This is a genomic window from Streptomyces agglomeratus (assembly GCF_001746415.1).
In the GTDB taxonomy this organism is placed as follows: Bacteria; Actinomycetota; Actinomycetes; order Streptomycetales; family Streptomycetaceae; genus Streptomyces; species Streptomyces agglomeratus.
Genome location: NZ_MEHJ01000002.1, coordinates 191,703 through 216,400, shown reverse-complemented (window position 1 = coordinate 216,400; position 24,698 = coordinate 191,703). Strand labels below are relative to the sequence as shown.

At 68.5% G+C, this 24,698-nt stretch carries 30 protein-coding genes and 4 pseudogenes; 18 read left to right on the top strand and 16 right to left on the bottom strand.

Annotation, left to right across the window (positions count from 1 at the left end; all coding sequences use genetic code 11):
* The first annotated feature begins 100 nt into the window (after nucleotides 1–100).
* Together AS594_RS37755 and AS594_RS37750 are read left to right on the top strand one after the other, a co-directional pair.
* Nucleotides 101–409, top strand: a complete 309-nt coding sequence (locus AS594_RS37755) for a transposase (RefSeq protein ID WP_069774646.1) — start codon at nucleotides 101–103, stop codon at nucleotides 407–409.
* Nucleotides 406–1,323, top strand: coding sequence for an IS3 family transposase (locus tag AS594_RS37750; protein WP_069774409.1), 918 nt, complete (start codon nucleotides 406–408; stop codon nucleotides 1,321–1,323). Before AS594_RS37755 ends, AS594_RS37750 begins: the two co-directional genes overlap by 4 nt.
* 21 nt (nucleotides 1,324–1,344) lie before the next feature.
* Here the strand turns inward: AS594_RS37750 and AS594_RS37745 are convergent.
* The 3 genes and pseudogenes from AS594_RS37745 to AS594_RS48420 all read right to left on the bottom strand — a co-directional run.
* Nucleotides 1,345–2,841, bottom strand: a pseudogene (locus tag AS594_RS37745) (reverse transcriptase/maturase family protein); the annotation flags it as partial.
* Nucleotides 2,842–2,964: 123 nt separating this feature from the next.
* Nucleotides 2,965–4,035 (bottom strand): HNH endonuclease, encoded by a 1,071-nt coding sequence (locus AS594_RS48425; protein ID WP_240509357.1) that lies wholly within the window; start codon nucleotides 4,033–4,035, stop codon nucleotides 2,965–2,967.
* A 34-nt stretch (nucleotides 4,036–4,069) separates the two neighbouring features.
* Nucleotides 4,070–4,792: a reverse transcriptase/maturase family protein gene (locus AS594_RS48420; RefSeq protein ID WP_240509356.1), complete on the bottom strand. Its 723-nt coding sequence runs from the start codon at nucleotides 4,790–4,792 to the stop codon at nucleotides 4,070–4,072.
* A gap of 1,449 nt (nucleotides 4,793–6,241) precedes the next feature.
* Here AS594_RS48420 and AS594_RS45595 point away from each other — a divergent pair.
* The gene (locus AS594_RS45595) at nucleotides 6,242–6,385 is read left to right on the top strand and encodes a hypothetical protein (RefSeq protein WP_206281770.1); all 144 of its coding nucleotides are present in this window, start codon (nucleotides 6,242–6,244) and stop codon (nucleotides 6,383–6,385) included.
* 54 nt (nucleotides 6,386–6,439) lie between these two features.
* On the top strand, nucleotides 6,440–6,961 hold the full coding sequence (locus tag AS594_RS42135) for a GNAT family N-acetyltransferase (protein WP_240509355.1): 522 nt from the start codon (nucleotides 6,440–6,442) through the stop codon (nucleotides 6,959–6,961).
* Nucleotides 6,962–7,027: 66 nt separating this feature from the next.
* On the opposite strand, the gene AS594_RS46925 is transcribed toward AS594_RS42135, so the two are convergent.
* Nucleotides 7,028–7,189, bottom strand: coding sequence for a hypothetical protein (locus AS594_RS46925; RefSeq protein ID WP_240509354.1), 162 nt, complete (start codon nucleotides 7,187–7,189; stop codon nucleotides 7,028–7,030).
* A 111-nt stretch (nucleotides 7,190–7,300) separates the two neighbouring features.
* Here AS594_RS46925 and AS594_RS46920 point away from each other — a divergent pair, with 111 nt between their 5' ends.
* The 3 genes and pseudogenes from AS594_RS46920 to AS594_RS43555 form a co-directional block, all read left to right on the top strand.
* Entirely contained in the window at nucleotides 7,301–7,540 is a 240-nt protein-coding gene (locus tag AS594_RS46920; protein ID WP_240509353.1) for a hypothetical protein, read from the top strand.
* 220 nt (nucleotides 7,541–7,760) lie between these two features.
* Complete coding sequence (locus AS594_RS37730; RefSeq protein WP_069934059.1) at nucleotides 7,761–8,588, top strand: hypothetical protein; 828 nt, start codon at nucleotides 7,761–7,763, stop codon at nucleotides 8,586–8,588.
* A gap of 31 nt (nucleotides 8,589–8,619) precedes the next feature.
* Nucleotides 8,620–9,064, top strand: a pseudogene (locus AS594_RS43555) (IS5 family transposase); the annotation flags it as partial.
* Here the strand turns inward: AS594_RS43555 and AS594_RS37725 are convergent.
* Nucleotides 9,062–9,694: a helix-turn-helix domain-containing protein gene (locus AS594_RS37725; protein ID WP_069934058.1), complete on the bottom strand. Its 633-nt coding sequence runs from the start codon at nucleotides 9,692–9,694 to the stop codon at nucleotides 9,062–9,064. The pseudogene AS594_RS43555 and the gene AS594_RS37725 overlap by 3 nt on opposite strands.
* Nucleotides 9,695–9,836: 142 nt before the next feature.
* On the opposite strand from AS594_RS37725, the gene AS594_RS37720 reads away from it, so the two are divergent.
* Nucleotides 9,837–10,826, top strand: a complete 990-nt coding sequence (locus AS594_RS37720) for an alpha/beta fold hydrolase (RefSeq protein WP_069931136.1) — start codon at nucleotides 9,837–9,839, stop codon at nucleotides 10,824–10,826.
* 10 nt (nucleotides 10,827–10,836) lie between these two features.
* Here AS594_RS37720 and AS594_RS45170 read toward each other — a convergent pair whose 3' ends face one another.
* Nucleotides 10,837–11,055 (bottom strand): hypothetical protein, encoded by a 219-nt coding sequence (locus AS594_RS45170; protein WP_069931135.1) that lies wholly within the window; start codon nucleotides 11,053–11,055, stop codon nucleotides 10,837–10,839.
* Nucleotides 11,056–11,242: 187 nt separating this feature from the next.
* Between AS594_RS45170 and AS594_RS45165 the strand changes: the two genes are divergently transcribed.
* Complete coding sequence (locus AS594_RS45165) at nucleotides 11,243–11,488, top strand: hypothetical protein (RefSeq protein ID WP_069931134.1); 246 nt, start codon at nucleotides 11,243–11,245, stop codon at nucleotides 11,486–11,488.
* Nucleotides 11,489–11,514: 26 nt separating this feature from the next.
* Here the strand turns inward: AS594_RS45165 and AS594_RS45160 are convergent, their stop codons facing one another.
* Nucleotides 11,515–11,682, bottom strand: a complete 168-nt coding sequence (locus AS594_RS45160; RefSeq protein ID WP_167368153.1) for a hypothetical protein — start codon at nucleotides 11,680–11,682, stop codon at nucleotides 11,515–11,517.
* 551 nt (nucleotides 11,683–12,233) lie between these two features.
* On the opposite strand from AS594_RS45160, the gene AS594_RS37705 reads away from it, so the two are divergent.
* The 4 genes and pseudogenes from AS594_RS37705 to AS594_RS42110 all read left to right on the top strand — a co-directional run.
* Nucleotides 12,234–12,494 carry a hypothetical protein gene (locus AS594_RS37705; protein ID WP_069931403.1) on the top strand — a complete coding sequence of 87 codons (261 nt, stop codon included), beginning with the start codon at nucleotides 12,234–12,236 and terminating at the stop codon, nucleotides 12,492–12,494.
* Nucleotides 12,466–12,993: a DUF6879 family protein gene (locus AS594_RS37700; protein ID WP_069936093.1), complete on the top strand. Its 528-nt coding sequence runs from the start codon at nucleotides 12,466–12,468 to the stop codon at nucleotides 12,991–12,993. The genes AS594_RS37705 and AS594_RS37700 overlap by 29 nt, the downstream gene beginning before the upstream one ends.
* 23 nt (nucleotides 12,994–13,016) lie before the next feature.
* Nucleotides 13,017–13,865 (top strand): helix-turn-helix domain-containing protein, encoded by an 849-nt coding sequence (locus tag AS594_RS37695; protein WP_069931132.1) that lies wholly within the window; start codon nucleotides 13,017–13,019, stop codon nucleotides 13,863–13,865.
* 1 nt (nucleotide 13,866) lies between these two features.
* Nucleotides 13,867–14,073 (top strand): annotated as a pseudogene (locus AS594_RS42110) (MobF family relaxase); the annotation flags it as partial.
* Nucleotides 14,074–14,942: 869 nt separating this feature from the next.
* Here AS594_RS42110 and AS594_RS37685 read toward each other — a convergent pair.
* Nucleotides 14,943–16,148, bottom strand: a complete 1,206-nt coding sequence (locus AS594_RS37685; RefSeq protein WP_240509352.1) for an MFS transporter — start codon at nucleotides 16,146–16,148, stop codon at nucleotides 14,943–14,945.
* Nucleotides 16,149–16,175: 27 nt separating this feature from the next.
* Nucleotides 16,176–17,543, bottom strand: a complete 1,368-nt coding sequence (locus tag AS594_RS37680) for an NAD(P)-binding domain-containing protein (RefSeq protein WP_069931129.1) — start codon at nucleotides 17,541–17,543, stop codon at nucleotides 16,176–16,178.
* Between the two features lie 106 nt (nucleotides 17,544–17,649).
* Between AS594_RS37680 and AS594_RS37675 the strand changes: the two genes are divergently transcribed.
* Genes AS594_RS37675 through AS594_RS37665 form a run of 3 tightly spaced genes read left to right on the top strand, consistent with a single transcriptional unit; the run spans nucleotide 17,650 to nucleotide 19,610 of the window.
* The gene (locus tag AS594_RS37675; protein ID WP_069931128.1) at nucleotides 17,650–18,705 is read left to right on the top strand and encodes a flavin-containing monooxygenase; all 1,056 of its coding nucleotides are present in this window, start codon (nucleotides 17,650–17,652) and stop codon (nucleotides 18,703–18,705) included.
* 48 nt (nucleotides 18,706–18,753) lie between these two features.
* Nucleotides 18,754–19,119: an ArsR/SmtB family transcription factor gene (locus tag AS594_RS37670; RefSeq protein ID WP_069931127.1), complete on the top strand. Its 366-nt coding sequence runs from the start codon at nucleotides 18,754–18,756 to the stop codon at nucleotides 19,117–19,119.
* Complete coding sequence (locus AS594_RS37665) at nucleotides 19,116–19,610, top strand: GNAT family N-acetyltransferase (RefSeq protein ID WP_069931126.1); 495 nt, start codon at nucleotides 19,116–19,118, stop codon at nucleotides 19,608–19,610. Before AS594_RS37670 ends, AS594_RS37665 begins: the two co-directional genes overlap by 4 nt.
* 41 nt (nucleotides 19,611–19,651) lie before the next feature.
* Here AS594_RS37665 and AS594_RS37660 read toward each other — a convergent pair whose 3' ends face one another.
* The 3 genes from AS594_RS37660 to AS594_RS37650 are packed head-to-tail and all read right to left on the bottom strand — an operon-like array spanning nucleotide 19,652 to nucleotide 21,857.
* The gene (locus AS594_RS37660; protein ID WP_069931125.1) at nucleotides 19,652–20,719 is read right to left on the bottom strand and encodes an ArsO family NAD(P)H-dependent flavin-containing monooxygenase; all 1,068 of its coding nucleotides are present in this window, start codon (nucleotides 20,717–20,719) and stop codon (nucleotides 19,652–19,654) included.
* Nucleotides 20,716–21,507, bottom strand: a complete 792-nt coding sequence (locus AS594_RS37655; RefSeq protein WP_069931124.1) for an aquaporin — start codon at nucleotides 21,505–21,507, stop codon at nucleotides 20,716–20,718. Before AS594_RS37655 ends, AS594_RS37660 begins: the two co-directional genes overlap by 4 nt.
* A gap of 35 nt (nucleotides 21,508–21,542) precedes the next feature.
* Entirely contained in the window at nucleotides 21,543–21,857 is a 315-nt protein-coding gene (locus AS594_RS37650) for an ArsR/SmtB family transcription factor (protein WP_069931123.1), read from the bottom strand.
* Between the two features lie 76 nt (nucleotides 21,858–21,933).
* Here AS594_RS37650 and AS594_RS37645 point away from each other — a divergent pair, with 76 nt between their 5' ends.
* Together AS594_RS37645 and AS594_RS37640 are read left to right on the top strand one after the other, a co-directional pair.
* Nucleotides 21,934–22,563, top strand: coding sequence for an arsenate reductase/protein-tyrosine-phosphatase family protein (locus tag AS594_RS37645; protein WP_069931122.1), 630 nt, complete (start codon nucleotides 21,934–21,936; stop codon nucleotides 22,561–22,563).
* A gap of 47 nt (nucleotides 22,564–22,610) precedes the next feature.
* Nucleotides 22,611–23,030, top strand: coding sequence for an arsenate reductase ArsC (locus AS594_RS37640; RefSeq protein WP_069931121.1), 420 nt, complete (start codon nucleotides 22,611–22,613; stop codon nucleotides 23,028–23,030).
* Between the two features lie 226 nt (nucleotides 23,031–23,256).
* On the opposite strand, the gene AS594_RS45155 is transcribed toward AS594_RS37640, so the two are convergent.
* The 4 genes and pseudogenes from AS594_RS45155 to AS594_RS42105 all read right to left on the bottom strand — a co-directional run.
* Nucleotides 23,257–23,397 (bottom strand): hypothetical protein, encoded by a 141-nt coding sequence (locus tag AS594_RS45155; protein ID WP_167368152.1) that lies wholly within the window; start codon nucleotides 23,395–23,397, stop codon nucleotides 23,257–23,259.
* Nucleotides 23,398–23,515: 118 nt separating this feature from the next.
* Nucleotides 23,516–23,911 (bottom strand): PIN domain-containing protein, encoded by a 396-nt coding sequence (locus AS594_RS37630; RefSeq protein ID WP_069931120.1) that lies wholly within the window; start codon nucleotides 23,909–23,911, stop codon nucleotides 23,516–23,518.
* Nucleotides 23,908–24,192 (bottom strand): hypothetical protein, encoded by a 285-nt coding sequence (locus tag AS594_RS37625; RefSeq protein WP_069931119.1) that lies wholly within the window; start codon nucleotides 24,190–24,192, stop codon nucleotides 23,908–23,910. Before AS594_RS37625 ends, AS594_RS37630 begins: the two co-directional genes overlap by 4 nt.
* A 100-nt stretch (nucleotides 24,193–24,292) precedes the next feature.
* Nucleotides 24,293–24,640, bottom strand: a pseudogene (locus AS594_RS42105) (transposase); the annotation flags it as partial.
* Between the last annotated feature and the right edge of the window lie 58 nt (nucleotides 24,641–24,698).

Sequence of the window (24,698 nt, the reverse complement as noted above, 5' to 3'; positions counted from 1 at the left end):
GTGCGCTGTCGTTTGAGCGGAATTCCGCCGATGAGGTTCCCCCGAGATGCGGCGGGAGGTGACAGCTGGTCAGATGGGTCTCATGAGAGGACCTTTGACCATGGCTGCCCCGAGGAAATATCCGCTGGAGTTGCGGGAGCGTGCGGTGCGGATGTATCGCACGACCGAGCCGAGGCCGGTGATCAAGCGGCTGGCCGTCGAGCTGGGTGTGCATCCCGAGGCCCTGCGCGGCTGGATCCGCCAGGCCGAGGCCGACGCTGGTGAGAGCGATGACCGGCTGACCACCGCCGAACGTGAGGAGCTCGCGGCCCTGCGCAAGGAGAACGCGCAGCTCAAGCGGGCGAATGAAGTCCTGCGGACGGCGTCGGCTTTTTTCGCCGCGCAGCTCGACCCGACCCGGCCCAGGTGACGGCGCTCCTCGACGAGCACCCGCATCTGGGGGTCGAGCCGGTCCTGCGGGAACTGCACATCGCTTCGTCCACCTACTACCGCTGGCGCCGGCAAGAGCAGGAGCCGTGCGAGCGGCGGCGCCGTGACGCGGAGCTGACCGAGCAGATCCAGCGGATCCACGCCGATTCCGGCGGCATCTACGGTTCCCCACGCGTGCATGCCGTCCTGAGGCGCGAGGGTGTCCACGTGGGCCGCAAGCGGGTCGAGCGATTGATGCGCGAGGCCGATCTCGCGGGCGTCAGCCCCCGTCGTAAGGGTTTCACCCGCCGGGATCCGAAGGCCACCCTCGCCCCGGACCTGGTGAACAGAGACTTCACCGCGCCCGGTCCGAACCGGCTGTGGGTCACCGACCTCACCATGATCCCCACCGGCGAAGGGCCGCTGTGGCTCTCCGCGATCCGGGACGCCTTCTCCCGCCGGGTGGTGGCCTGGGAGACCTCCGCCTGTGCGGACGCCGACCTGGTCCTGTCCTCGCTGGAGTACGCCCTGGCCAGCCGCGAGGTCGAGCCCGGCAAGCTGGTTCATCATGCGGATCACGGCTGTCAGTACACATCGATCAAGCTGACAACTCGACTGCTGCGGGCAGGAATTGAGGCGTCCATGGGGTCCGTCGGGGACTCGTACGACAACGCTCTGGCCGAGAATCTATGGATGCTGGTCAAGACCGAGTGCGTCCGCGGCCGCGTCTTCGCGACCAGGGCTGAGGCGAACCTGGCCCTCTTCGAGTACATCGACGGCTTCTATAACAGCCGGCGCATCCAGCAACGGCTCGGCTACCTCAGCCCCATCGAGTTCGAGGAGAAGCACTACACCGACCAGGCGACGGCCGAACAAGCGAACCTGGAACCCCGTCACCCCGCCCTGACCAGCTGATCAGCACCTCCCGCACAACGGGGGAACCTCACCGAAGCGGGCAACCAGCGGCTTCCTTCCCCGGTCGCGTGGGACAGTGACGGTCAGACAGGTTCGCGGTCCCTCGGATGTCTCGACGGTGCTCTTGTACTTCCGAGCCATCTTCGTGACCGTCGACCGGTGCTTCCCGGCCAGCGTCTTCAGCAGCGAGGTCTCCATAACCCACTGGAGCCTGCCCAGGCGGAACACGTCCTGGGCGAGAAGGTAGTACTGGACCACCCCCCGGTACTCGGCCTGATACTTCGCGACGATCGTGAAGTCCTCGTCATGAAGCAGCACACCGCGGTGCGCGGGCTGTCCCTTACTCATGTATAGCGCGCATTTCTGCCTGATCACCGTCTTGGGCACGAACAGGCCGATCGCTCCGTTGACCGCCCGGCGGTTCCGGGTGATCTTCGTGTCGGAGTGCTGGGCTCTGATCTCGTAGCCGAGGAAGTGCGCCGCCTGGCTGGTGGCGTGGGTGATCACGGTCTTGGACTCGGAGAGTTCCAACTTGAGCTCGTCGCGCAGGAACTCACCGATCCGCGTCTTGATCTCCTCGGCTTCGTGCTTGGGTCCGGCGAACCCCAGGAGCCAATCGTCGGCGTAACGGACGTACCGAAGCCGGCGGTAGCCCGGATCGTTCGGGTCCTGGCTCGGCAGAGAACGCTGCTGGTGCCGAAGCGCCCGCACCGCCTCCCGATTTCCGTGCCGTTTGGCCTTCCTGATCGCGAACTCCACGACGCGATATACCCGGTTGGGCTGCCGACGTAGGCCCCGGTTGTACTCGGGCAGCAGAGACTGTTCGATGAACTGGTCCAGCCGGTCAAGGTAGATATTCGAGAGGATCGGGGAGGCCACCCCGCCCTGCGGCGCGCCGCTGAGCGTGGCGTGCCAACGCCAGTCCTCCAGGTATCCGACCTTGAGCATGTGGCTGATCAACCGTAGGAACCGGCCGTCGTGGATCTTCTCCGACAGCGTCGACAGCATCACCTCGTGATCAAGGCTGCCGAAGCAGTCGGAGATGTCCCCCTCGACAAACCAGTGGGTTCCCTTCCAAACTTCCACAACCTCGCTGAGCGCGGTGTGGCATCCCCTTCCGGGGCGGAAACCGTGGGAGCGGTCGGAGAACTGGACGTCGTAGTACGACTCAAGGAGCAGGCGCACGACCTCGGCGACCAGTTTGTCCGACCAGGGTGGCAGGCCCAGCGGGCGTTTCTTCGTCGATCCCTTCTTCTCGATGTAGACCCGCTTGACCGGAGACCACCGGTAGCGCTCGGCGCGCAGGGCGTCGATGACGCTGCCGATCTTCTCCAGTGACATGCCGTCTGCGGTTTCCCCAGTGACTCCGGGCGTCATCGCACCCGCGTTGGCGTAGATGCGACCGTAGGCCACCAAATACAGCTGGGGGTTGAACAGTTGCCGATACAGCCTCTCGACTGGCAATCCTCTCTCGCCGCGTTTACGGATGACGTCCAGTACCGCTTCGGCGCTCTGCATTACGCATGCCTCCCTTCGCTGGACATCTCGATTACCTGTGCCCGCAGGGTAGGCCGCCGGCGAGGTATCCACAGTTGTGGACCCTTTTCCGACGGCCCCCCACCGAACCGGGCATGCGACTTGTCACCGCACCCGGCTCTCCAGTACCACATTCCTCGAAACCTGCCCCGTTGAGGATCCGTTGTGGATTCCGTCGTGGCAGTTACGGCAGACGATCAGGGTCTTGCGATGGCGTGACGCCATCTGCTGGGCCCAATCAGGCTGTTCAGCCTGATTTTTGGAGAGGAGGTCTTTCAGACGCCGGACGTGGTGCACTTCGACATCAGTCCGCGACTGGCAGAGTTCGCAGCGGCCGGACATGAGCCGGTCGATGAGTTCCGCCGGGCGCTTCCTCCAGATCTCCGGGAGATTGTCTTTGAGAACTACCCTCGTGGTCCTGCGGGCAAGCGAAATCCCGCCCCATCGGGCAACCAGCGGCCTCTTCCCATTGCCTCGCCCGACCGTGACTTGCAGACCTCTGCGAGGACCTGCTGGCGTCTGCCAGGTAGCCCGGTAGCGGTTCCAGACCTTGTTGACGCTGACCTTGTTCTTATGGCCCAACGTCTTGGTCATCGACCGTTCCATGACCCACCTCAGCAGGCCGAGGCGGTGCCGGTTGTAGGCCAGCTGGTAGTACTCCGCGATGCCCCGGAACTCTGCCTGATACCGCGTCACAATACGGAAATCCGAATCATGAGCGCGTGTCAGCATGGCTACCGGTTTACCGCGTCGCATGTAGGTCTTACGCTTGTCGCGCACGACGTCCATGGGCACCTTCAGTCCGATCTGCCCGTTGATGGAGCGATGACCGTTCCGATCGTGCTTGGCGTCGTTGTGGTGGACTACGATTTCGTAGCCGAGGAAGCGGGCGGCCTGTGACCGTCCATGGGTGATCAAGGTTTTCTTTTCGGAGAGTTCCAGCTTCAAACGATTCCGCAGGAACCTTCCGATCATTTCCTTGATGTACTCGGCTTCCCGCCGCGTTCCGGAGAATCCCAACAGCCAATCGTCCGCGTAGCGGACGTAATGCAGCCGTCGGAAGCCTGGATCATTGGGGTCATGAGAGGGGAGCTTTTGCAACTGACGACGCAGTTGCCGTGCTTCCTCCCGCTGCCCCTTCTTCTCCAGCTTCCAACTGGCCTTATGTATCCGCATATATGGAAGATAAGGCTTGCGTCGGGCTCCCTGGTTATAGACGGGCAAGAGCGTTGTCTCGACGTACTTGTCCAGCCGGTCCAGGTAGATATTGGAGAGCAAAGGGACTCAAAACGCCCCCTTGTGGCGCCCCACTTAGTGTTTCGTGGTAACGCCATTCTTCCAGGTATCCAGCCTGAAGTAGTCCGTCGATCAACCGCAGGAAGCGGCTGTCGTGAATGTTCTCGGCCAGGATGGAGTGAAGCACTCCATGATCCAGCCGGTCGAAACACTGGGAAATATCTCCCTCGATGAACCACGTCATACTGCGCCACGATTCAGATACTTCCGTAAGGGCGGTATGGTAGCCCTTCCCCGGCCTGAAGCCGTGGGAGCGGTCGGAGAACTGAGGCTCGTAATAGGCTTCCAACAGGGAGCGTATTACTTCTTGCAACAGCTTGTCCGACCATGAGGGCAACCCCAGAGGGCGGCGTTTCCCTGGCGATCCTTTCTTCTCGATATACACACGCCGGACCGGGGTCCACCGATAACGCTCATGCCGCAGCGCATCGATGATCACCTGAATCTTCTTCAGACTCATGCCGTCCACGGTCTCCGTGGTGGAGCCGGGCGTCATGGAACCGTCGTTACGGTAGATCTTCCCGTAGGCACGCAAGTACAACTCCGGGTTGAACAGGTGCCGGTACAATCTCTCCAGTGGCAATCCTCTCTTGCCGCGTTCATGGATGATCTCCATCAGGGCTTCGGCTCTCTGCATTACGCGTACCTTGCCTCTCCGGATATCGTGGAACCTGTGCCACTTGGCCCTGTAAGCGGCTTTCCCGCTCTCCTTGGTGGGGCGTTACTCCCACGACTACTATTGACACTCCGTCACCGTAGGGCTCTCGCCCCTTAGGCAATCCCGAATTCCTCTTGCGTTGGACGTATCGAGCGTGACGTAGGCGACCCGTCCGTTCCCTTGAGTGAGCTCGTTGCCCACCGCCCACCAGCCGGAAGATTGGGGCGAAGCAAAGGGGATTCGCCTGATGCTGGTGGCTCCGCTCCGGGCGTTGTATGTCGGAGGATGCACATTTCCATCACTGGGAACTGGGCTTCAAACAGTCTGGTCTTCGCCATATCACACGAACCTTGCGCGACAGCACCTTAAACGCCTTCGCAGCGCTTCACGCTTTCCCGCCATGCTGTTGTCCCCTCGCGCTTTCGCGTCCAGGTAAGGCGGGTGGTCCAGAGGCTTCTCCTTCCGAACCTCTACTCTTTGAAAGAGTGATCCAACGCCGAGTTAGACGGCGCAACTTCGCCCATGCGGACGGCTTTCCCGTCCTCCCTGGCAGGTCGTCACTCCTGCGACTACTACGGGCGCTCCGTCGCCGTAGGGCTCGCGCCCCGTAGGCGATCCCGTGGTACGTCTTCGTTGTACGTATCGAGCACGACGTAGGCCGCCCACTCATCTCCTTGACCGCCCTCGCTGGGCGATGCTCCACGTCACGGAGGTTGTCCCGGTGCACAGTTCAAACCAGAACATGACGTAGCGTCGGTTTCAGGTGTCGTTCCGACGGGTGGTCACTCTCACCGCTGGAGATTGGGCTTCAAGCAATCCAGCCTTGGCCATATCGCGCGGGTCTCGCGGAACTCCGCCCCGGACACCTCCGGACGGTCTCCGCTTCCCTGGCATGCTCTTGTCCCCTCGCGCTTTCGCGTCCAGGTAAGTCAGGCGACCCAGGAACCTCCCTCCGAGTTCCTCCCGACTGCGTCGGGGATACAACGAAGCGCCTCACGGCGCACTCCGTACGTGACAGTCTCCCGTCATACGGCTCTTGTCGCTCTGGTCACTTGACGGCCGGTTTCACCCAGATCAGGTGCGAAGTACCGGGGGCTCCGCAGCGGCCTGCGCCATCGCCCTGGCGGGCCTTTCGCAAGGTCCCCGATCTCTTGTACTTGGTAGGCCGATCGCAAGGAAGGCTGAAGTCCCCGGCGGGAGAAGGAAGATCCAAGAAGCGAAGACCGGCGGGCCGAAAGGCCAGAGGAAACAGGGAGACGGGACTTCACCCGTCTCTCGCATAACTCGCCGGATGCGGGCCCTGGTGGCCTGGCCCGAAAGGGCGCCAAAACCGGACGAAGCCCGGCCTCAACTGCCTTTTTTCTCACGTCCTTGACGACTGCGGATACCCGCCCCGGATGCATCCGCAGCACCCGCATCCTCGACTTGGTGAACAGCATTGACCCCAAGCTCGTCGCCGCCGCCTTCGGTATGGACCCGCAGGCCACCCTGATCTATCTCGCCGACCGCGTCGATCCCGGACGAGTGCTGCCCCTGCCGAAAACCGCTGGCGCAACACCCCACAGAGCGTGAGGATCAACAACCGGGGGCCAGCACTCAGCGGAGGGAACCGGCATGGTCGGTGGGGTGGAAGTGCAGCAGGTGGACGAGGAAAGCCTCGAAGAGCTCCTTGCGGTGGCCGTCGAGGATGCAGCACCCGAAGAGGTCATGCCTCCCGTGGCCGGTCCACCAGGATGGACGATGGAACGCCAGGAAGCGTTCCGGAACTGGCACCGGGCTCGACGTCCCGGACTTACCGGCCCGCTCCGCGAATCCACATTCGCGATCACCCAGAACGGGAAAATCGTGGGGTCAGCCCGTTTGGCTCTCCGCGACAGCTATAACGTCCTCGAAACCGGCATGTGGCTCGGCCGTTCACATCGCGGATGCGGAATCGGCACCGCCACTCTCCGAATCCTCCTCGACGAAGCCGCGAAAGCCGGCGTACGGGCCGTAGTCGCGGACACCAAGACTCACAACACGGCGGCACTTGGCGCCTTGCGTCGCAATGGTGCAACGCTCATCGCAAGCCAGGACACCGTCGAAGTCCACGCTGAGTTGATTGCGAAGGAGATGCTGCCGCCTTCACCCTCGACCGGGAACTCGTGAAGCTTCGGCAGCACGGCCGGCGTGGGCACGACGGCTTCGTGATGCGCACGATGGCCATGCGGGGCCTCAAGCTGACCCGCCGAGCACTGTCTGGGCCTGGCCGAGACCGGCCTGAATCGTGCCAAGGGCCAGGTCGACGCACAGACCGAAGCCCTCTTCCGCGTCGTCCACGCCCACACCCTGGCCAAGAGTGGCAAGAAGCGTGCCGCCCTGGCCGCGGCCGAGCACGCCCGCACGCTTCTGACCGGTGCGCCGGGCGACGAGGTGCCGTTCTGGGCGCTGGCCTGGGGGCCGCCGGCTGCCTCGGTGCACTCCCGCACCGCCAAGGTGCACGAGACCATGGGCGACCATAGGGCCGCCGCCGAGCACTACGCGCTGGCGGTCACGGCTCGTCCGGCGGACACGTACGCTCGGATCGTTGCCCTGGACCTGGTCGCGGGCGCCGACGCCTACCAGGCCTCGCCCGCTTGGACCTGCCGGTGCAAGCTCGAGCGGTGGCGGGTGGCGGCGCCGGTCATACACCGCCACCCGAGGCCGGGGATGCAGCTGCGCCGTCATGTCGACCATACGACGATATGACGCCCAGTCGGGGGATGAAGGACGGACAGGCCAGGCGGCGAGGCCGACGTCCCCTGCGAGCTGGTGGTCGCGTGCCGGAGGCGGCACGGTTTGGGTCACGGGTCGCTGGAGTGGGGTGACAGGCGAACAAGACGGGTGCTGACAGTAGATGCGAGTGCCAATCTCCACGATTTCGGGGTGAATCCCCCCCCGTCCCGGCGGAGAGCTCGCGTATCAGCGAGTGTTCGGACTTGTGCTGATGCTTCCGTACACCGAACAGGCCGGCGGGGACGTGACGCGCGTGGTGGCCGATGCGGCGCAGGCCGTGCGCCGCGAACGCGCGGGGCAGAGCTGCGGGCATGCAGAGCACCCCTTCGACGAGCAGTGGGAGGACCTCGTCGACACGCTCCCGGACGTGCTGCGGATGCTGGCCGACGACAGCATCGAGTGGTGGGAGAACTATCCGCAGGAGCAGTGGCTCTGCCCGCGTACCGTCGACGGGTTCGCTGCCATGGTCCTGGAGGCGCTCGAACCCGGATCGGCCACCGACGCCCCGCCCCTGCTGCCGTTCGCCGCCCAGCGGCGCCTCGACACGCTCACGGCCGTCCTGGAGGGCTACCCGCAGCCCGGTACGGATGTGGGCGAGGAAGTCGCCGATGTGGGAAAGGCGCTGAGCGGTGCCGAGGGGGAGGGCCGGGCGGGCCATGTGATCACGGCCGCGGCGCTGACCTGGTGGGCCGGGACCGCCAACAGCTCTGACGAGGCGTACGACGCCTTGGTGCAGGGTTTCGAGCTGGCACTCGCCGGGCTCGCGGACCCCGTGTGCACCCACGACCAACACCCTGCCCTTCCCCGTTGGGCGACTGCCGCCGTCTGTGTGGGGATTCACCTGACCACCGCCGGCGGACGCGGTGTCTACGAGCGGCACGGGCCGTGTCTGAAGAACCCACCGCCGCTCGAGCCGCTGCTGTGCCCGGCGTTCACGGCTTCGCTCGCCCGGGACTCCTTGATCCGACTGCGCGCGATGCGAGCCGAGCCGCAGCCGGGGAGGACGGAGGAAGGGCCCTAGGGTCTGTCGTCAATGTGATCTTGGGTAGTCGATCAGGTCGGTGATACGTCGCCATGAACTGACCGATGCCGAGCGGGACTTCGTGCGGCCGTTGCTGCCCCGGAGGGCGATGGGGCGGCCCCAGCTGGATGACCGGACGATGCTCAACGGGATCGTGTGGAAGTTCCGTGCCGGGGTGGCCTGGCGGGATGTGCCCGAGCGGTATGGATCCTGGGCCAGCCTGCACACCCGGTTCCGCCGCTGGGCCGCCGACGGCACGTTCGACCTGATGCTGCGGGCCGCGCAGGCCCGGGCGGACGCGGCCGGGGACATCGACTGGCTGGTGTCGGTCGACTCCAGCATCGTCCGCGCCCACCAGCACGCGGCCGGCGCCCGAACAGGGGGCACCGAAACCGGCACTCGGACGCTCCCGCGGCGGAGTGACCAGCAAGATACACCTGGCATGCGACGGCCTGGGCCGCCCGCTCGCCTGGTCAAGCCTGGGCGCGATTCGGCTGGCGGTTCCCACGACCAGCGGCTGGAGGGGTGCGCGGCCGTGGGCGCTCGCCCTGGGGTCCGAACATGATCAGGTACTCGACCGGTCCGCCGGGGCTGGCGTTCGTCACGCCGTGCGGGGTGCGGGTGTCGAACTCGGCGACGTCGCCGGGGGTCAGGATGAGGTCTTGGTCGCCGAGCGCGAGCCACAGCCGCCCGTACAGAACGCACAGCCACTCGTGGCCGTGGTGGGAGACCTGACGGGGCCGCGGGGGCGGGCCCGCGAGGGCGGGCAGGACGTGCTTGTGGGCGTGCAGGCCGCCGACGTACCGGGTCAACGGCAGCACCGCCTTGGCGTCGCCGAAGCTCAGCGGCGCTGGAGCGCGCGGCTCGGCCGCGGGGGCCGGTGCGGTGCCGGCCAGCTCGTCCAGGGAGACGCCGTACTCCTTCGACAGCTGCAGCAGCACCTCCAGGGTGGGCTTGCGCCGGCCGGTCTCGATCCGGGACAGCGTGCTGGCCGAGATACCGGTCGCGCAGCCGACACCGGCGAGCGTCGCGCCGTGGTGTTCGCGCGCGGCCCGCAACCGGGGCCCCATCGCGGCCAGCGTGCCCTCCACGTTGTCGACTGCCACCTATCCCGCTCCTTCATACCCGTGCTGCTCCACCGCTCTGTCCTGCGAGTTTGCCAGGATGGCAAGGCTGGTCGCGTCGGTCGGGTGCCGCGCCGCATGATCGATGGGTAGCCGCGTCCGCCCGCGATCCGAGGAGAAGCCCATGCAGCCCGAGCCGACCGCCGAGATCCGCCACCGCACCGTCGAGGCCCCGGCCGGGCGCCTGCACCTGGTCGAGCAGGGCGCCGGCCCGCTGGTCCTGCTCGTGCACGGCTTCCCCGAGTCCTGGTACTCCTGGCGCCGCCAGCTCCCGGCCCTCGCCGCGGCCGGCCACCGGGCGGTGGCGATCGACGTGCGCGGCTACGGCCGCTCCTCCAAGCCGGAGACGACCGACGCCTACCGGATGCTCGACCTGGTGGAGGACAACGTCGCCGTCGTGCGCGCCCTCGGCGAGGAGAACGCGGTGGTCGTCGGCCACGACTGGGGCTCCAACATCGCCGCCGCCTCCGCCCTGCTCCACCCCGAAGTCTTCCGCGCCGTCGGCCTGCTGAGCGTCCCCTACGCGCCGCCCGGCGGCCCACGCCCCACCGACATCTTCGGCCAGATCGGCGGCCCCGAGCAGGAGTTCTACGTCTCCTACTTCCAGGAGTCCGGCCGCGCCGAGGCGGAGATCGAGCCCGACGTCCGGGGCTGGCTCGCGGGCTTCTACGCGGCCCTGTCCGCCGACACCATGCCCGCCCAGGGCGAGCCCGACCCGCACTTCGTCGCCCGCGGCGGCGGCCGGCTGCGCGACCGCTTCCCCACGGGGGGCCTCCCGGCCTGGCTGAGCGAGGACGACCTCGACGTCTACGCCGGGGAGTTCGAACGCACAGGGATCACCGGCGCACTCAACCGCTACCGCAATATGGACCGAGACTGGGAAGACCTCGCCCCGCACCGCGGAGCCCCGATCAAGCAGCCGTCCCTGTTCATCGGCGGCGCCCTGGACGCCTCCACCACCTGGATGTCCGACGCCATCGACACCTACCCCACCACCCTCCCCGGCCTGTCGGCCTCCCACCTCTTGGACGGCTGCGGCCACTGGATCCAGCAGGAGCGCCCCGACGAGGTCAACCGCCTGCTGACCGACTGGCTCGCCACCCTCCAGGGCTGAACCAGGCGGGCTACCTGGGCAGCTTGGCGGTTCGTTCGGGGTGGGCGGCGGTGATGTAGCGCATGGCGGTCTGCTTGGTGATGCCGAACAGCCGCATCAGCCTGAGCGGGTCGGCGCCTTCGGCTGCTTCGTTGAGGATGCGATCTGCTTGATCAAGGTGGGCCTCCCCGAGAACCCGCACACCCCGTACTACCGGACCTTCGAGACCGCCGTCGACGCGGACGCCCACCTCTATGAGTCCGTCGTGCCCATGGTCCCCCGACGTGGAACGAGTGGGAGCGTGTCCAAGGAGTACGTCGCGCTTACGTCTGCGTCGAGGATGGCGACGTCCTCGAACGACGTCCTGGCCTCCATCGCCGCCCGCCGCGCCGCCCAGCTGGTGGCCTCGAGCACACTCTGGCCTTCAGAAGGCCGCCATGTTCATGGCCGCCAACGCCTGCCCCATCCTGCTCCGCGCCATCGGCGAAGCGGAGCGCGCCGGATTCGAGGTGCCCCGCCTCCTGGAGCGCACCACCCACAGGCGCGGCTTCGCCGACGCCGATGACCCGGCCGTCGCATTGACCTGGCGGCTAGTGCACGCCTGGCGGGCGCCACCGCAGCCCAGCAGACCGCCCGACCAGTCCCTTCGCCTTCCAGAGCCGGCCGGCCTGCGCGCTGTCTAATCGGCGGCTGACAGCGCGCGGGGAGTTCAGTTGCGGCGCTCCCGGTGGCAGGTGCACGCGCAGCGGAGCGGAACCGCCACCACACCGCCAGCCTTGATGTCCTGGTTGCCGTCACAGAACTCGTGCTCGCCGATACGGCACACCCCAACGATCGCCGGGTTCGTCTGCGGGTCGGCGTGGGCGGGCGCGATCACCCTTCCAGTCCGTCTGCTGAGGCCATGAGTCGCCCGAATACTCGTGGTGGTGGTCGCCGTCGTGGTTCGGGTCGTCGATGGTGCAACACCTCGCCGGCGCGTCCGGGTTGGGTACCCAGCAGATGCGGAGTCCCGAAGGTCGGACGGTCGCGGCCGCCTCGCCCTTCATGACTTCTGCCCCGCGAGAGGAGCCGCCGGCTTCGAGGCGGGCACGAGGCCGCGCTGCTCACGGCACGGAGCACACGCGTACTGGCCGTAGCCAGAGCCAGACGTCTGCTCGAGGGTGTCGATACGGACGGTGGTCACTGACGGCCCCTTGTGCCAGTGACACCAGGTGCCGGGCCGTCCCGCTTCGGTAGCCCCCGAGGGGCGGGTTCCTGTCGTCATGAGGACGACGGTAGGGAGACGATGCGCACGCACTCCAGCGATGTGCAGCAATGTTCACGAACACTGTTTCCGCTGCCCCTGGCCGGTCTGTGCTCTTGACCAAGCCGCCGCCCGACACGGACAGTTGTGCACAAGCACGCACACGAACGGCGTTGGAGGCGACCATGGCATTACGGTTCATCGGCATCGACCCCAACACAGGCGACGGCGAGAGCCCGACCGTGTGGATCGACGAGACGCAGCAGGAACTCGTCCTCCAGGGGTGGAAGCCGTGCGCGGCACTCGCAGCGCAGTGCGCGGCCACCGAGGTGCCAGGCCACGCCAAGGGAATTCCGGACACTGAGGCAGTTGTCCGTATCCCCGCCAGGATGGTTTCGATGATCAGGGAGGCGTGCGATGCCATCGAGCGTTCCCACGTTCGCTGAGCTCCTGGGCTCGGCCAGCCGATCGGCCGTACACCTCGAGATGCGCGATTCTTACGCAGTCGACAACGAAAAGGCCAGGTTCGCCGAGTGGAGGGCCGGCCACCGGCTCGACCCTGCTGACCGATCATCCTGGTGGCGGCCTTGGCTCGACCTCATCTCGGAGACCGTCGAGCGTGGTGTCGTGGTCCGCCGTGCGCGCATCGTCTCCGAGCCCGTCAGCGAATACATCCGCTTCGAGCACTCCGGCACATTCACCAACGTCGCAGCCGGCGAACAAGTCCGGTGGCTGCCCCGGCGCCAGGCTTCGAGCATCGCGCTGCCAGGCAACGACTTCTGGCTCATCGACGGCCGACTGATCCGCTGGAACCACTTCACCGGTGAAGGAGCCTCGGCAGGCGGGGAGATCAGCGAAAACCCGACCGAGGCCAAGCTCTGCGCGCAAGCGTTCGAAACGGTATGGGCACGAGGAATCCCGCACGACGAATACAAGATCGACTAGCGCGAAGAGGTCACGGCCAGCTCATGCCCATCTCCCCGTCCTCTGCCGCGCAAGCCGCCCGCGAGAACGTCGCGCAACGCCTGCGCGAACTGCGCGCCGACGCCGGTATCACAGGATCTGAGCTGGCCGACCTCTGCGGATGGACCCACTCGAAGTCCTCCCGCATCGAGAACGCACGCACCCCACCCTCCGCAAACGACATCCGCCTGTGGTGCCGGGCCTGCGGGGCCGACGGCCAAGCGCCGGACATCATTGCCCAATCCCGCAACGCCGAATCCATGTACGTCGAGTGGCGACGCAAGGTCCGCGCTGGGCTCAAGCAACTGCAAGACAGCTACGTGCCCCTCTTCAAAACGACAAAGGTCTTCCGCGTCTACTCCAGTACCCTCGTCCCCGGCCTCCTCCAAACCGAGGGATACGCCACCGGCCTGATGTCCCTGATCACCGCGTTCCGCGAGATCCCCGACGACGTGGCACAAGCCGTCGCCGCGCGCCTTGAGCGCTCCAAGATCCTGCACGAGTCGGGCCACCGCTTCGTTCTGCTGGTGGAGGAGACGGCGCTGCACCACCAGATCGGCGACGCAGACGCCATGGCCGCCCAGCTCGGATACCTGCTGACTGCCGGGGCACTACCCGCAGTGTCGCTAGGCGTGATCCCCGCTACCGGCCAACGAGGCATCTGGCCGATGGAGACATTCCACATGTACGACGACACACTCGTCTCGGTGGAGTTGCTCTCCGCACGGGTCACGCTCACGCAACCGTCGGAGATCGCCATGTACCTGAAAGCGTTCGAGGAACTGCGCTCCATGGCCGTCTACGGAGCATCAGCCCGCGCACTCATCGTGAAGGCGATCGAGGCACTGAACTGACCTGTACTTCATGGAGGAGGTGTTTGCCCGGCTCGGGTGGGCGTGGGAGCCGCGCGAGGTGACGCCCGGCCGCCGGCCCGTCATGGAGATCGCGGGCATCGACCAGCGGCTCATCGGCTGGCAGTTGACCCGCCGCCAGCAGATCGAGGACGCGCTGTCCGTTCTCCTCGAACGCGCCGAACCGCCCACCGCCCCGGGCTGGGGCAAAACCTGGAGCCTTCTTCGAAACGACTGCTCAACGAGCACAAAAGACCAGGTCAAGGCCGCCCTTCCCGCGCACTTTCCCGGCCGCGTCGCCGCGGTCTCAGCACGTCGTCGCTCTCTTCCTCAGAGCGTCCCTCTCCCCCACCGCGACCGCGGCCTGCGGGCTGAGCACATCCCCCAGTGGCTCCCCGACCAGTGGTTCGCCGCCATGTACGTAACCACTTCCCCACGGTCCATGCGGCAGAGCCGCCTCTTCCGGCGCTTCGCGGCCATCCAGCTGGTCATGGACACCGCGCGCATGAGCGCGGACGAAGGGATCCGCTACCTGGGCATCCCCGACAGTTGGCGAGAGGGTCCGGCCCGCCAACGGAAGCTCCTCCCCCTCGGCAGCTGCACGAGCCGGCCCGACCTGGCCAGCGCTTTTGACCGGCTCAGCCAGCACATCTCGGAGATCCACAATCCGGTCGACTACCGCAGGCGCCGCCTGTTCTTCGCCGACTGGACACTCACACCACGCGCCTGGGACCCGATCGCACAACAGATCCGCGCACACGGGCGGCACTTCCGGTTCCGGTTCCACGCCCAGATCCAGGACGCCGCCTCATCCTTCGTATGGGCCCAGGTCGCCGGTGGTGAACCGTCTCTCGCCCCCAGCGCACAGGAGTACCTGTGCGTCCGCCACCACCCTGATCAGCAGAAATTCGCGTTGAGCCTCCAACGGATCCGCAGTCCCGGAAAGTCCATTCGCTACCAGACCCTCCATGGCCTGCTCATGGAGTACGCCAACACACTGGCAACCGCGTGTGACGGTGGTTGACCGGCAGTTGGCCACGGGAACCCTCCTTCACGTCTTCGGCGCTCGGGTCCGTGGCATCAGGCGCGGGATCGCGCTGCGTGTGGTGTTGCGCCGAGGGAGATGGCCGCTGCCGCGAGTGACAGGGTGGCGAGAGCGAGGAACAAGGCGGGATAGCCGACGGTGCCGGCCAATGCGGCACCGGCGAAGGGGGCGAGGGCCGCGGCGATGGAGGCAGGTGCGCTGAGGAGGCCGGAGAGGCGCCCGTAGTGGGTGGTGCCCCAGCGGTCGGTGACGGCGGTGGCCTGGAGCAGGGTCAGGTTTCCGCGCACGGTTCCCGCGAGGACCGCGATGAGGGCCAGGAGCGGGAGCGGACCGGGAACGAGGGCAAGGGCTGCGGTGGTGGCACCGCCGGCTGTGATCAGGGCGGCGGTACGTGCGGTGGTGCTGGTTCGCCGGGCGAGGGTGGCGTAGAGGGTGCGGCCGAGGGTCTGCCCGGCGCCTCCGAGCCCGAGGACCCACGCGGCTTCGGTGGTGGTGGCACCGCGCTCGGTCAGGAGCGGGACGAGCCCGATGACGACGGCGTACATCGCGAACCCGGACAGGGTCAGGGCTGCGGCGAGGAGCAGGAACGGGCGGCTGCGCTCCACCGCCGGCCCGGGGGCGATGCCTTGCGGGGGGTGGGGCGGCGGGGCGGGTGGCCAGGGTGCGCGCAGGGCGAGTGCGTGGGTGGGGATGGTCACGAGGGCGAGGATGCCCGCGAGGATGAGGTAGGTGGTGCGCCAGGTGAAGTGTTCAGCGAGGGCTGCGGTCAGGGGCGCGAAGACGGTGGAGGCGAGGCCGCCGGCGAGGGTGACGATGGTGAGGGCGCGGACCCGGTCCTCGCCCCACCAGCGGGTGAGGGCGGCGAACGCGGGGTGGTAGAACGTGGCGGCCATGGCCACGCCCGCGAGCAGCCATCCGGCGGTGAACACGGGCAGGTTGGGCGCGGCCGCGATGGTCAGGAGCGCCAGCACCGCCAGGATGGAGCCGGTGGTCATGACGGTGCGGGGGCCGCGCCGGTCGAGGATGCGGCCGATGGGGATGCCCGCGAGCGCGGAGACGAGCAGGGCGCCGGAGAACGCCGCGGTGGTGAATGCCGGTGACCAGCCGGTGTCGGCGGTGATGCGCGAGTTCAGTACCGGGAAGGCGTAGTAGACGATGCCCCAGCTGGTGATCTGCGTGGCGCACAGGGCGGGCAGGGCGGCGCGTGGCCGCGACCGGACCCCCGCCCCGGTCGCAGCCACGCTGGCCTGGATGTTGGGCACCGTGGGTCAGCAGCCGCCGGAAGAGGCCGGGGCGCCGATGGTGAGCGTCGTGGGGGCTGCGCAGCAGCCGCCCCCGCTGGTCTCCTCGGCCGTGGGCTGGTCGAAGAGGCCGGCACCGCCGCAGACTCCAGTCTCGGGGAGGGTGAGTTCGACGCGTTCGGCGGCCTCGCGGTCGCCGGCGAGGTGGGCGGCGATGGAGCGGACCTGCTCGTAGCCGGTCATGGCCAGGAAGGTCGGGGCGCGGCCGTAGGACTTCATGCCGACGAGGTAGAGGTCCTTCTCCGGGTGGGAGAGCTCGTTGACGCCGTGCGGGTAGACGGTGCCGCAGGAGTGCTGGTTGGGGTCGATCAGCGGGGCCAGCTCGACCGGGGCCTGGAGGCGCTCGTCCAGGCCCAGGCGCAGCTCGTTGACGAACGAGAGGTCGGGGCGCAGTCCGGTGAGGACGATGACCTCGTCGACGGGGTCCAGGCGGCGGCCGTCCTCGGCGACCAGGACCAGTCGGCCGTCGCTGTCGCGTTCGACGGCGTCGGTGCGGAAGCCGGTGACGGCGTCGGCGTATCCGTTGTCGACGGCGGCCTTGGCAGCGAGGCCGAGGGCGCCGCGAGCCGGGAGCTGGTCGGCTTCGCCGCCGCCGAAGGTGGAGCCGCTGATGCCCCGGCGCAGGATCCACACCGCGTGCGTGCCGGCGCCGTCTTCGGCCGTGGCGAGGTCGGCCAGGTAGGCGAGGGCGGTGAAGGCGGAGGCGCCGGAGCCGATGACGGCGGTGCGCTTGCCGGCGTAGCGGGCGCGGACGGCCGGGTCCTTGAGGTCGGGGATGCGGTAGGAGATCCGGTCGGAGGCCGCCTGCTCGCCGAGGGCCGGGAGGCCGTCGCCGCCGATCGGGCTGGGCGTGGACCAGGTACCGGAGGCGTCGATGACGGCGCGGGCCAGGATCCGCTCCTCGGTGCCGTCGGCGTTCTGCACACGGACGGTGAAGGGCTGGGTTTCGCGGTCGGCGTCGACGACGCGGTCGCGTCCGGCGCGGGAGACGCCGGTGACGGTGGTGTTGTAGCGGACGCGGTCGCCGAGGACGTCGGCGAGGGGCTGGAGGTAGAGCTCGGCCCAGTCGCCGCCGGAGGGGTAGGTGGCGCCGTCGGGCGCGGTCCAGCCGGTGGGGGCGAGGAGCTTCTCGGCCGCCGGGTCGACCACCTCGGACCAGGTGGAGAAGAGGCGTACGTGAGACCAGCTGCGGGTGGCGGTGCCCGCGTGGGGGCCGGCTTCGAGGACCAGCGGGGTCAGGCCGCGGTCGGTGAGGTGGGCGGCGGCGGCCAGGCCGACGGGTCCGGCGCCGATGACCACGGTGGGCAGGTCGGCGGTGGTGGCAGGCGCGTTCACGGCAGGCTCCTCGTTTTGTTTCGACGTCTATCGATGGCTTGCGCTGCCAGCATGGCACCTGATTCGATGAGCGTCAACATAGACATTCATCAATTTGGGGGCTCTTGTGGAACACGTCGACGTCGCGGTCATCGGAGGCGGCCAGTCGGGCCTGGCGGCCGCGTATGCACTCGCCCGGCAGGGCCTCGCGCCGGTGGTCCTGGAGGCATCGGACCAGGCGACCGGGTCGTGGCCGCACTACTACGACAGCCTGACCCTCTTCTCTCCGGCCAGGTACAGCGCGCTGCCCGGCATGGCGTTCGGCGGCGACCCGGACCGCTATCCGCACCGCGACGAGGTCATCGCCTACCTGACCGCCTACGCCCACCGCCTCCAGGCCGACATCCGCACCGGCCACCGCGTGGCCGCGGTCAGAGCAAATGGCGGCGGGTTCACCATCGAGCTGGAGAGCGGGGGGCGCCTGGCGGCGCGGGCGGTGGTCGCGGCGAGCGGCAGCTTCGGCCGCCCCCACCGTCCGACGCTGCCGGGCCAGGAATCCTTCACCGGCCAGGTGCTGCACGCGGCCGACTACCGAGACCCCCGACCGTTCACCGGCCAGCGCGTCATTGTGGTCGGAGCGGGCAACTCCGCGGTCCAGATCGCGGCCGAGCTCGCCGGGGTGAGCCGTACGACGCTGGCGACCCGGACGCCGGTGAAGTTCGCCCGCCAACACCTGCTGGGCCGGGACCTGCACTTCTGGCTGACCCGCACCGGCCTGGACACCGCACCGCTGGGGCGCCTGCTACCCACCCCGCCGGCCCGGCCCGTCCTCGACGACGCCCGCTACCGCGCCGCCCTCGACACCGGCGCCCCGGATCGCCGCCCCATGTTCCAGGGCCTGGACGGCGAAAAGGTCACCTGGGCCGACGGGACGGCAGAGATGGTGGACGCGTTCATCCTGGCCACCGGCTACCGCCCCGACCTTCCCTACCTCGCACCCCTCGGCGCTCTCGACGCCGGGGGCCGGCCGCTCCACCGCGGCGGCCGCTCCTCGAGCCACCCGGGCCTGCACTTCGTCGGGCTGGAGTGGCAGCGCAGCCTGTCCTCGAACTCGCTGCGCGGCGTGGGCCGGGACGCCGAACGAGCAGCCCGGCACCTGGGCGCCCACCTGCGGTCCCGCTGACGCCGCCGCACCCTCGCCGCCTGCTTCGACATGTGTCAACATAGACGCATGTCGAACGTTAAGGTACTGCCGCTGCTGGAGTCCGAGACCGTTGCGCCGTGCTGCCCGCCCCTGACAGAGCGCCCGCTGACGGCCGAGGAGGCCGAGCGGACCGCCCTCATGTTCAAGGCGCTCGGCGACCCGGTGCGCCTTCGGCTCTTCTCCGCCGTGGCCTCCCACGAGGGCGGCGAGGCGTGCGTGTGCGACATCTCCGACGTCGGCGTCTCCCAGCCCACCGTCTCCCACCACCTCAAGAAGCTCAAAGAGGCCGGGCTGCTGTCCTCCGAGCGGCGCGGCACCTGGGTGTACTACCGGGTCGAGCCCGCGGTGCTCGCCGCCATGGGACAGCTCCTGACCCGCGCGGCCGCCGCATGAGCATCACCATCGCCCCGCTCACCGAAGCGCACGCGGACGAGGTCCTGGCGATCTACCAGGCCGGCATCGACGAGGGCAACGCCACCTTCGAAACGTCCGCCCCCACCTGGGCCCAGTTCGACGCCGCGAAGACGCCCGAGCACCGCTTCGCCGCCCTCGACACCGACGGCAAGCTGCTCGGCTGGGTCGCCGCAACCAAGGTCTCCGACCGCTGCGCGTACGCGGGCGTGGTCGAGCACTCCGTCTACGTGCACCCAGGTGCTCGCGGCCGCGGCGTCGCCCGCCTGCTGCTTCAGGCGCTGATCGAGTCGACGGAGGCGGCGGGGATGTGGACGATCCAGTCCGGCATCTTCCCCGAGAACACCGCAAGCCTCGCCGTCCACGCACGGGCCGGCTTCCGCGTCATCGGCACCCGCGAGCGGATCGGCCGCCACCGCGGCGCATGGCGTGACGTGGTCCTGCTGGAACGCCGCAGCCCGGCCGTCGACTAACTGCCCTGCCGCACTGCCGTACGGCGGGGCAGTACAGGGCCTTAGCGCAGGGCGCCGTCCAGGAGCTGACGGATCTCCCGGGCGGCGTCACGGGCGGGCCGGCCGACGCCGATGAGGGTGGCGGAGGCGGGGCCGGTCCAGTCGCCGTAGCCGAGCAGGTGCAGGCGCGGCTCGTCCACGGCGCGGGTTCCGGCGGTGGCGATGTGGCCGCGGGCGCCGCGCAGGCGCATGGAGGCGAACGGGGCGAGGGCGGGGCGGAAGCCGGTGCACCAGATGACCGCGTCCGCTGGGGCGGTGGTGCCGTCGGCCCATTCAATGCCGGTGGTGGTGAGGCGGCTGAACATCGGCTTCGCGTGCAGGAGACCCGCATCCCGGGCCGCGCGCACCGGTGGCACGGCGACGATGTCGCCGAGGGACGCGACGCCGCCTGTGTCCGTGCGGCCGGCGTCCAACGCCTGGCGGCGGGCGGTCGCGGCGTCGAAGAGCGCGCGGCCGTCGATGTCGTCGGCGAGGTAGCGGGGCGGGCGCTGGGTGACCCAGGTCAGCTCCGCGGTCCCCGCGAGGTCGGCCGCGATCTGCGCGCCGGAGTTCCCGCCGCCGACCACGATCACCCGCTGCCCGGCGAACTCGGTGGGCTTGCGGTACTGGACGGTGTGGAGCTGACGCCCGGCGAACTCGCGACGGCCGGGAACGGCGGGCAGGAAGGGGCGGGTCCAGGTGCCAGTGGCACTGACGACCGCGCGGGCCTCCCAGGGGCCGCAGTCGGTCTCGACCCGCAGGAAGGGACCGTCGCGGTGGACGGAATCGACCCACACACCGCGCTGAACCGGGAGTTCGTACCGCTTCTCGTAGTCGGCAAGGTACGAGACGACATGGGCCGCGTCAGGGTAGACCTCGCCGTCCTGCGCGGGCATGAAGCGGCCGGGCAGGGAGGAGTAGGCGGCCGGAGAGAAAAGATGCAGCGAGTCCCAGGTGTGCTGCCAGGCCCCGCCCGCGCCCGCCTGGGCGTCGAGGATGACGTACTCGACGCCCAGGCGGCGCAGGTGGTAGCCGGCGGCGAGCCCGGACTGGCCGCCGCCGATCACCACCACATCCATGCGCTGTGTCATGCCGCGGGCTGACCCTGTTCGGTCTTGCCGCGCATGAAGATGACCCCCACCAGGGCCAGGCCCACGATCACACCCGCCAGCTGCATGCCGATGAAGCCGGGCACCGAGGCCGGGGCGATGCCCGCGAAGGTGTCCGTGAACGCCCGGCCGATGGTCACGGCCGGGTTGGCGAACGAGGTGGAGGAGGTGAACCAGTACGCGGCACCGATGTACGAGGCGACCGCGACGGGCGCGAAGCGGAGGCGGTCGGTGCGGGCCAGGCCGAAGATCAGCAGGATCAGGCCGGCGGTCGCCACGACCTCACCCAGGAGGAGGTTGCCGGCGGAGCGGTCGTGCATGGACCACTTGACCAGCGGCTCGCCGAACATCGCGTCCGCCAGGATCGCGCCAGCGATAGCACCGACGACCTGCGAAGGCACGTACACGGCCAGCTCGCGGGCGGTGACTCCGGCACCGCCACGGCGGGCCGTCCACCACTCGGCGAGCGTGACGGCCGGGTTGAAGTGCGCCCCGGAGACCGGGCCGAGAAGCACGATCAGGACGCCGAGCCCGAAGACGGTGGCGGTGGAGTTGGCCAGGAGCTGGAGTGCCACGTCCTGGGTGAGCTCGGTGGCCTGGATGCCGGAGCCGACGACGATCGCGACCAGGGCCGCGGTGCCGACGAGCTCGGCGGCGGCGCGGGCGATCAGCGGGGTGCGGGGCGGGGTCGCGCCGGGAGCGGGCTGGGGCGCGTCGGCGGCTATGTCGCTCTCCGCTGCGGGGGCGGCGACGGGCTCGGTGGCGGTCAAGACGGGTTCTCCTCGGGCAGGTGAGGCAGAGCGGGTTATGGGCAGGACCGCTTGAGGTTCGCTTCGGCGGTGGCACGCGCGGTCGTGGCGAGGTCGGCGAACTGACCGGCGAGGGCTTCGATGACTTCCGGGCGCAGGCGGTAGTAGATGTACCGTCCGCATGGCTCCGTCTCCACGACCCCGGCCTCTCTCAGCACCTTCAGGTGGTTGGAGAGGTTCGTCTGCTTGGCACCCGTCTCCTCCACGAGGTGGGTGGTGCACAGCGTCTCGCGCGCGAGCAGGGTCACGATCTGGAGCCTGAGCGGGTCTGCCAGAACCCGGATCAGATCAGTGTCGACTGACGTCATCATGTGCTGATACTGTCACATCATCTGAGGCTGACACCAGCCCGAGCTGACCTTATTGGCTCCTTTGAACGGGAACGCCATGTCCACGTCCTCATCGCCCCTTCTGCCGGACGAACGCCTGGCCGCGGGGGCTGCCCGTCTCGCCTCCCGGTACGCCGGCCACTTCGCGCCGGAAACCGTGCTGAGCCTGCTCGCCGACTCCTACGCACGCCTTGCCGAACAGGCACGGATCCGCACGCACCTAGTCGTGCTGGCGGAACGGCTGACCGCCGAACGCCTGGACGCCCTCGCCCACACCCAGGGGCTGACGAGCGGGCCGACCCGAGTGCTGTTCGTGTGCAGCCAGAACGCCGGCCGCTCCCAGATGGCCGCCGCTCTCCTGGCCCACCGGGCAGGCGAGCGGGTCACCGTCTCCTCCGCGGGCACCCACCCCGCCGACACGGTGGAGCCGCACATCGCCCAGGCCCTCACCGAGGCCGGCGTGGACCTGGCCGATGCCTACCCCAAGCCGCTGACCCAAGAGGTCGTCCAGGCCGCCGACGTCGTGATCACGATGGGCTGCGGCGACGCCTGCCCCGTCATGCCCGGTCGCCGCTACCTCGACTGGCCCGTGGCCGACCCCGACGGAGCGCCGATCGCCGTCGTCCGGGATATCCGAGACGCCATCGACGCCCACATCACCGAGCTGCTCACCCAGCTCGCCCCCTGACGCCCTACCGCTCCCCACCGCAGTCGCCTCACCCCAAGGAAGAACAGATGTCCTCCGCTCCTGCCGCCTCCGTCCTGTTCGTCTGCATCCACAACGCGGGCCGCTCCCAGATGGCGGCCGGGTTCCTGCGCCACCTCGCCGGGGACCGCGTCGAGGTCCGCTCCGCCGGTTCCATGCCCGGCGAGCAGATCAACCCCTCCGCCGTCGCCGCCATGGCCGAGCTGGGCATCGACATCTCCGACCAGAAGCCGAAGGTCCTCACCCCCGAGGCTGCCCAGGCGTCCGACTACATCATCACCATGGGCTGCGGTGATGCCTGCCCGTACTTCCCCGGCAAGACCTACCTCGACTGGCAACTCGAGGACCCGGCAGGCCGGGGCGTCGAGGCCGTCCGCCCCATCCGCGACGAGATCAAGGGACTCATCGAGGGCCTGATCGCCGAGATCGACGCCAAGAAGCAGGTCTGACGCCGATGCCGCAGACCACCGCCGGTGACGGCATACGCAACGTCATCATCATCGGCTCCGGCCCCGCCGGATACACCGCCGCCCTCTACAGTCACCGACTCCGAAGGCCCCAGTGACCGGCGACGAGAACCCGGACGCGAGAATCCTGCTTTCACGGTTCGGCTTCATCGTCAAGATCAGCTGAGAGCCGGGGGCAGGAGTGAACCAGGCTCCTGCCCCCGGGCCCTCATGCGTCGACGGGCCAGAACCGCGCGAGATGTCGCTCCACGCCTTCCGGCACCGACTCCTGTGCCAGGCGCCGCACTTCCTCCCGGCCCGCGCAGTAGATGCGTACCTGCCACTCCCTTCCCGCGTCGGGAAGTCGCACGCACTCGGGCATGGGGCCGGCCACGGCCCAGAGCGCCAACTCACCCGACGCACTGCGAATCTGTATGCACGATCGCGTCGGCGGACGAGGCCGCCCGCGCTCGCCCGGGAACCGGTGGTCAGTGGAAGCCGAGCATGCCGGGGGTGTCGATGCCGATGGCGAGGATGCCGGGCGGGTAGCGGTTCTCGTCGTCGGTCAGGAGGATCGGCATGCCGCCGGTGCCCGTGCGGCGCAGTGCGGTGTAGAGGGCGTGGCAGGTGTCTATGCCGCCGTAGCCGTCGCGGAACATTGTGCCCACGGCCGGTGCGTCGATCTGCCCGAGCGGCTCGACCTCGGTGCACGGGTATCCGAGGACGGCGCGGGAGGCTCCGGAGTGGTCGGCCTCGGCCTGCGCCAGGCACAGCGCCGGTACGAGGAGCCGGTCTCCGCTCGCGGTGACGTTGACCGCGAGCGCGTTGAGCGCCTTGTGCCCCGAGGCGAGGGCGGTCACGGCACTGGTGTCCAGAATGATCACGCGACGTCCCTGCCGGGCATGGCCAGCACCTTCTCCGCCGCGATCCGCCGCAGGTTGCCGAGCACATCGAGTGTGGCGAACTCCTCGTCGCTGACGTCGACGCCGATCACCTCACGTGCATGCGCCCGGGCTGCCGCCACCTGCTCGGCCCGCTGCGCGGCGGTGGGCTCCGCGGTCGCGAGTGCGTCGACGAGCTGGCCGATGCTCAGCCCGCGCTCCCCGGCGAGCTCAGCGAGGTGGTCACGGGTCTGCTTCGTCACCTGGATCGTCGTATTGCCCATAACTAGACCATAGCACTCCTATAGTTGCGCTGGTGGCCGACGGGGCGTATCCCTAATCGCTTACTGGGGTCCGCCCAGTAAGCGGTGCAACCGTGGTTGGTTATGGGTCAGATCCGGTTCTGGTGAGGCGTCCGTCAAAGGTGATGTCGAAGACCTGCAGGGGCCCGCTTCCAGCGGGTGGTCCAGCGTTTGCGGCCGGTGACGGTCGGGTCGAGGGACTTCACCGCGAGGTAGACGCACCTTAAGCGGCGTTCTCGGAGGGGGAGCGTCCGCGGGCGCGGACGGCCCGCCGGATGCGGGCGTTGACCGGTTCGATCGCGTTGGTGGTGCAGACGATCCGGCGGATCTCCGCGTCGGACTGCAGGAACGGGACCAACTCGGCCCAGGCGTTTTCCCACAATCTCACGATCGCCGGATACTTCTGGCCCCACTCCTCAGTGAGCGGTTCGTGAGTCTTTAAGTGGATCTGCTGTCGCCTAATGGTGTGGTGGCAGGGCGGAATCTGC

Excerpts from the sequence above, each read along its gene's own strand:
- AS594_RS37755 (WP_069774646.1), top strand. The coding sequence starts at position 101 with ATGGCTGCCCCGAGGAAATATCCGCTGGAGTTGCGGGAGCGTGCGGTG.
- AS594_RS48425 (WP_240509357.1), bottom strand. The coding sequence starts at position 4,035 with ATGCGGATACATAAGGCCAGTTGGAAGCTGGAGAAGAAGGGGCAGCGG.
- AS594_RS48420 (WP_240509356.1), bottom strand. The coding sequence starts at position 4,792 with ATGCAGAGAGCCGAAGCCCTGATGGAGATCATCCATGAACGCGGCAAG.
- AS594_RS46920 (WP_240509353.1), top strand. The coding sequence starts at position 7,301 with ATGGGCGACCATAGGGCCGCCGCCGAGCACTACGCGCTGGCGGTCACG.
- AS594_RS37720 (WP_069931136.1), top strand. The coding sequence starts at position 9,837 with ATGCAGCCCGAGCCGACCGCCGAGATCCGCCACCGCACCGTCGAGGCC.
- AS594_RS45165 (WP_069931134.1), top strand. The coding sequence starts at position 11,243 with ATGTTCATGGCCGCCAACGCCTGCCCCATCCTGCTCCGCGCCATCGGC.
- AS594_RS37705 (WP_069931403.1), top strand. The coding sequence starts at position 12,234 with ATGGCATTACGGTTCATCGGCATCGACCCCAACACAGGCGACGGCGAG.
- AS594_RS37700 (WP_069936093.1), top strand. The coding sequence starts at position 12,466 with ATGCCATCGAGCGTTCCCACGTTCGCTGAGCTCCTGGGCTCGGCCAGC.
- AS594_RS37695 (WP_069931132.1), top strand. The coding sequence starts at position 13,017 with ATGCCCATCTCCCCGTCCTCTGCCGCGCAAGCCGCCCGCGAGAACGTC.
- AS594_RS37670 (WP_069931127.1), top strand. The coding sequence starts at position 18,754 with ATGTCGAACGTTAAGGTACTGCCGCTGCTGGAGTCCGAGACCGTTGCG.
- AS594_RS37665 (WP_069931126.1), top strand. The coding sequence starts at position 19,116 with ATGAGCATCACCATCGCCCCGCTCACCGAAGCGCACGCGGACGAGGTC.
- AS594_RS37660 (WP_069931125.1), bottom strand. The coding sequence starts at position 20,719 with ATGACACAGCGCATGGATGTGGTGGTGATCGGCGGCGGCCAGTCCGGG.
- AS594_RS37650 (WP_069931123.1), bottom strand. The coding sequence starts at position 21,857 with ATGATGACGTCAGTCGACACTGATCTGATCCGGGTTCTGGCAGACCCG.
- AS594_RS37645 (WP_069931122.1), top strand. The coding sequence starts at position 21,934 with ATGTCCACGTCCTCATCGCCCCTTCTGCCGGACGAACGCCTGGCCGCG.
- AS594_RS37640 (WP_069931121.1), top strand. The coding sequence starts at position 22,611 with ATGTCCTCCGCTCCTGCCGCCTCCGTCCTGTTCGTCTGCATCCACAAC.
- AS594_RS37625 (WP_069931119.1), bottom strand. The coding sequence starts at position 24,192 with ATGGGCAATACGACGATCCAGGTGACGAAGCAGACCCGTGACCACCTC.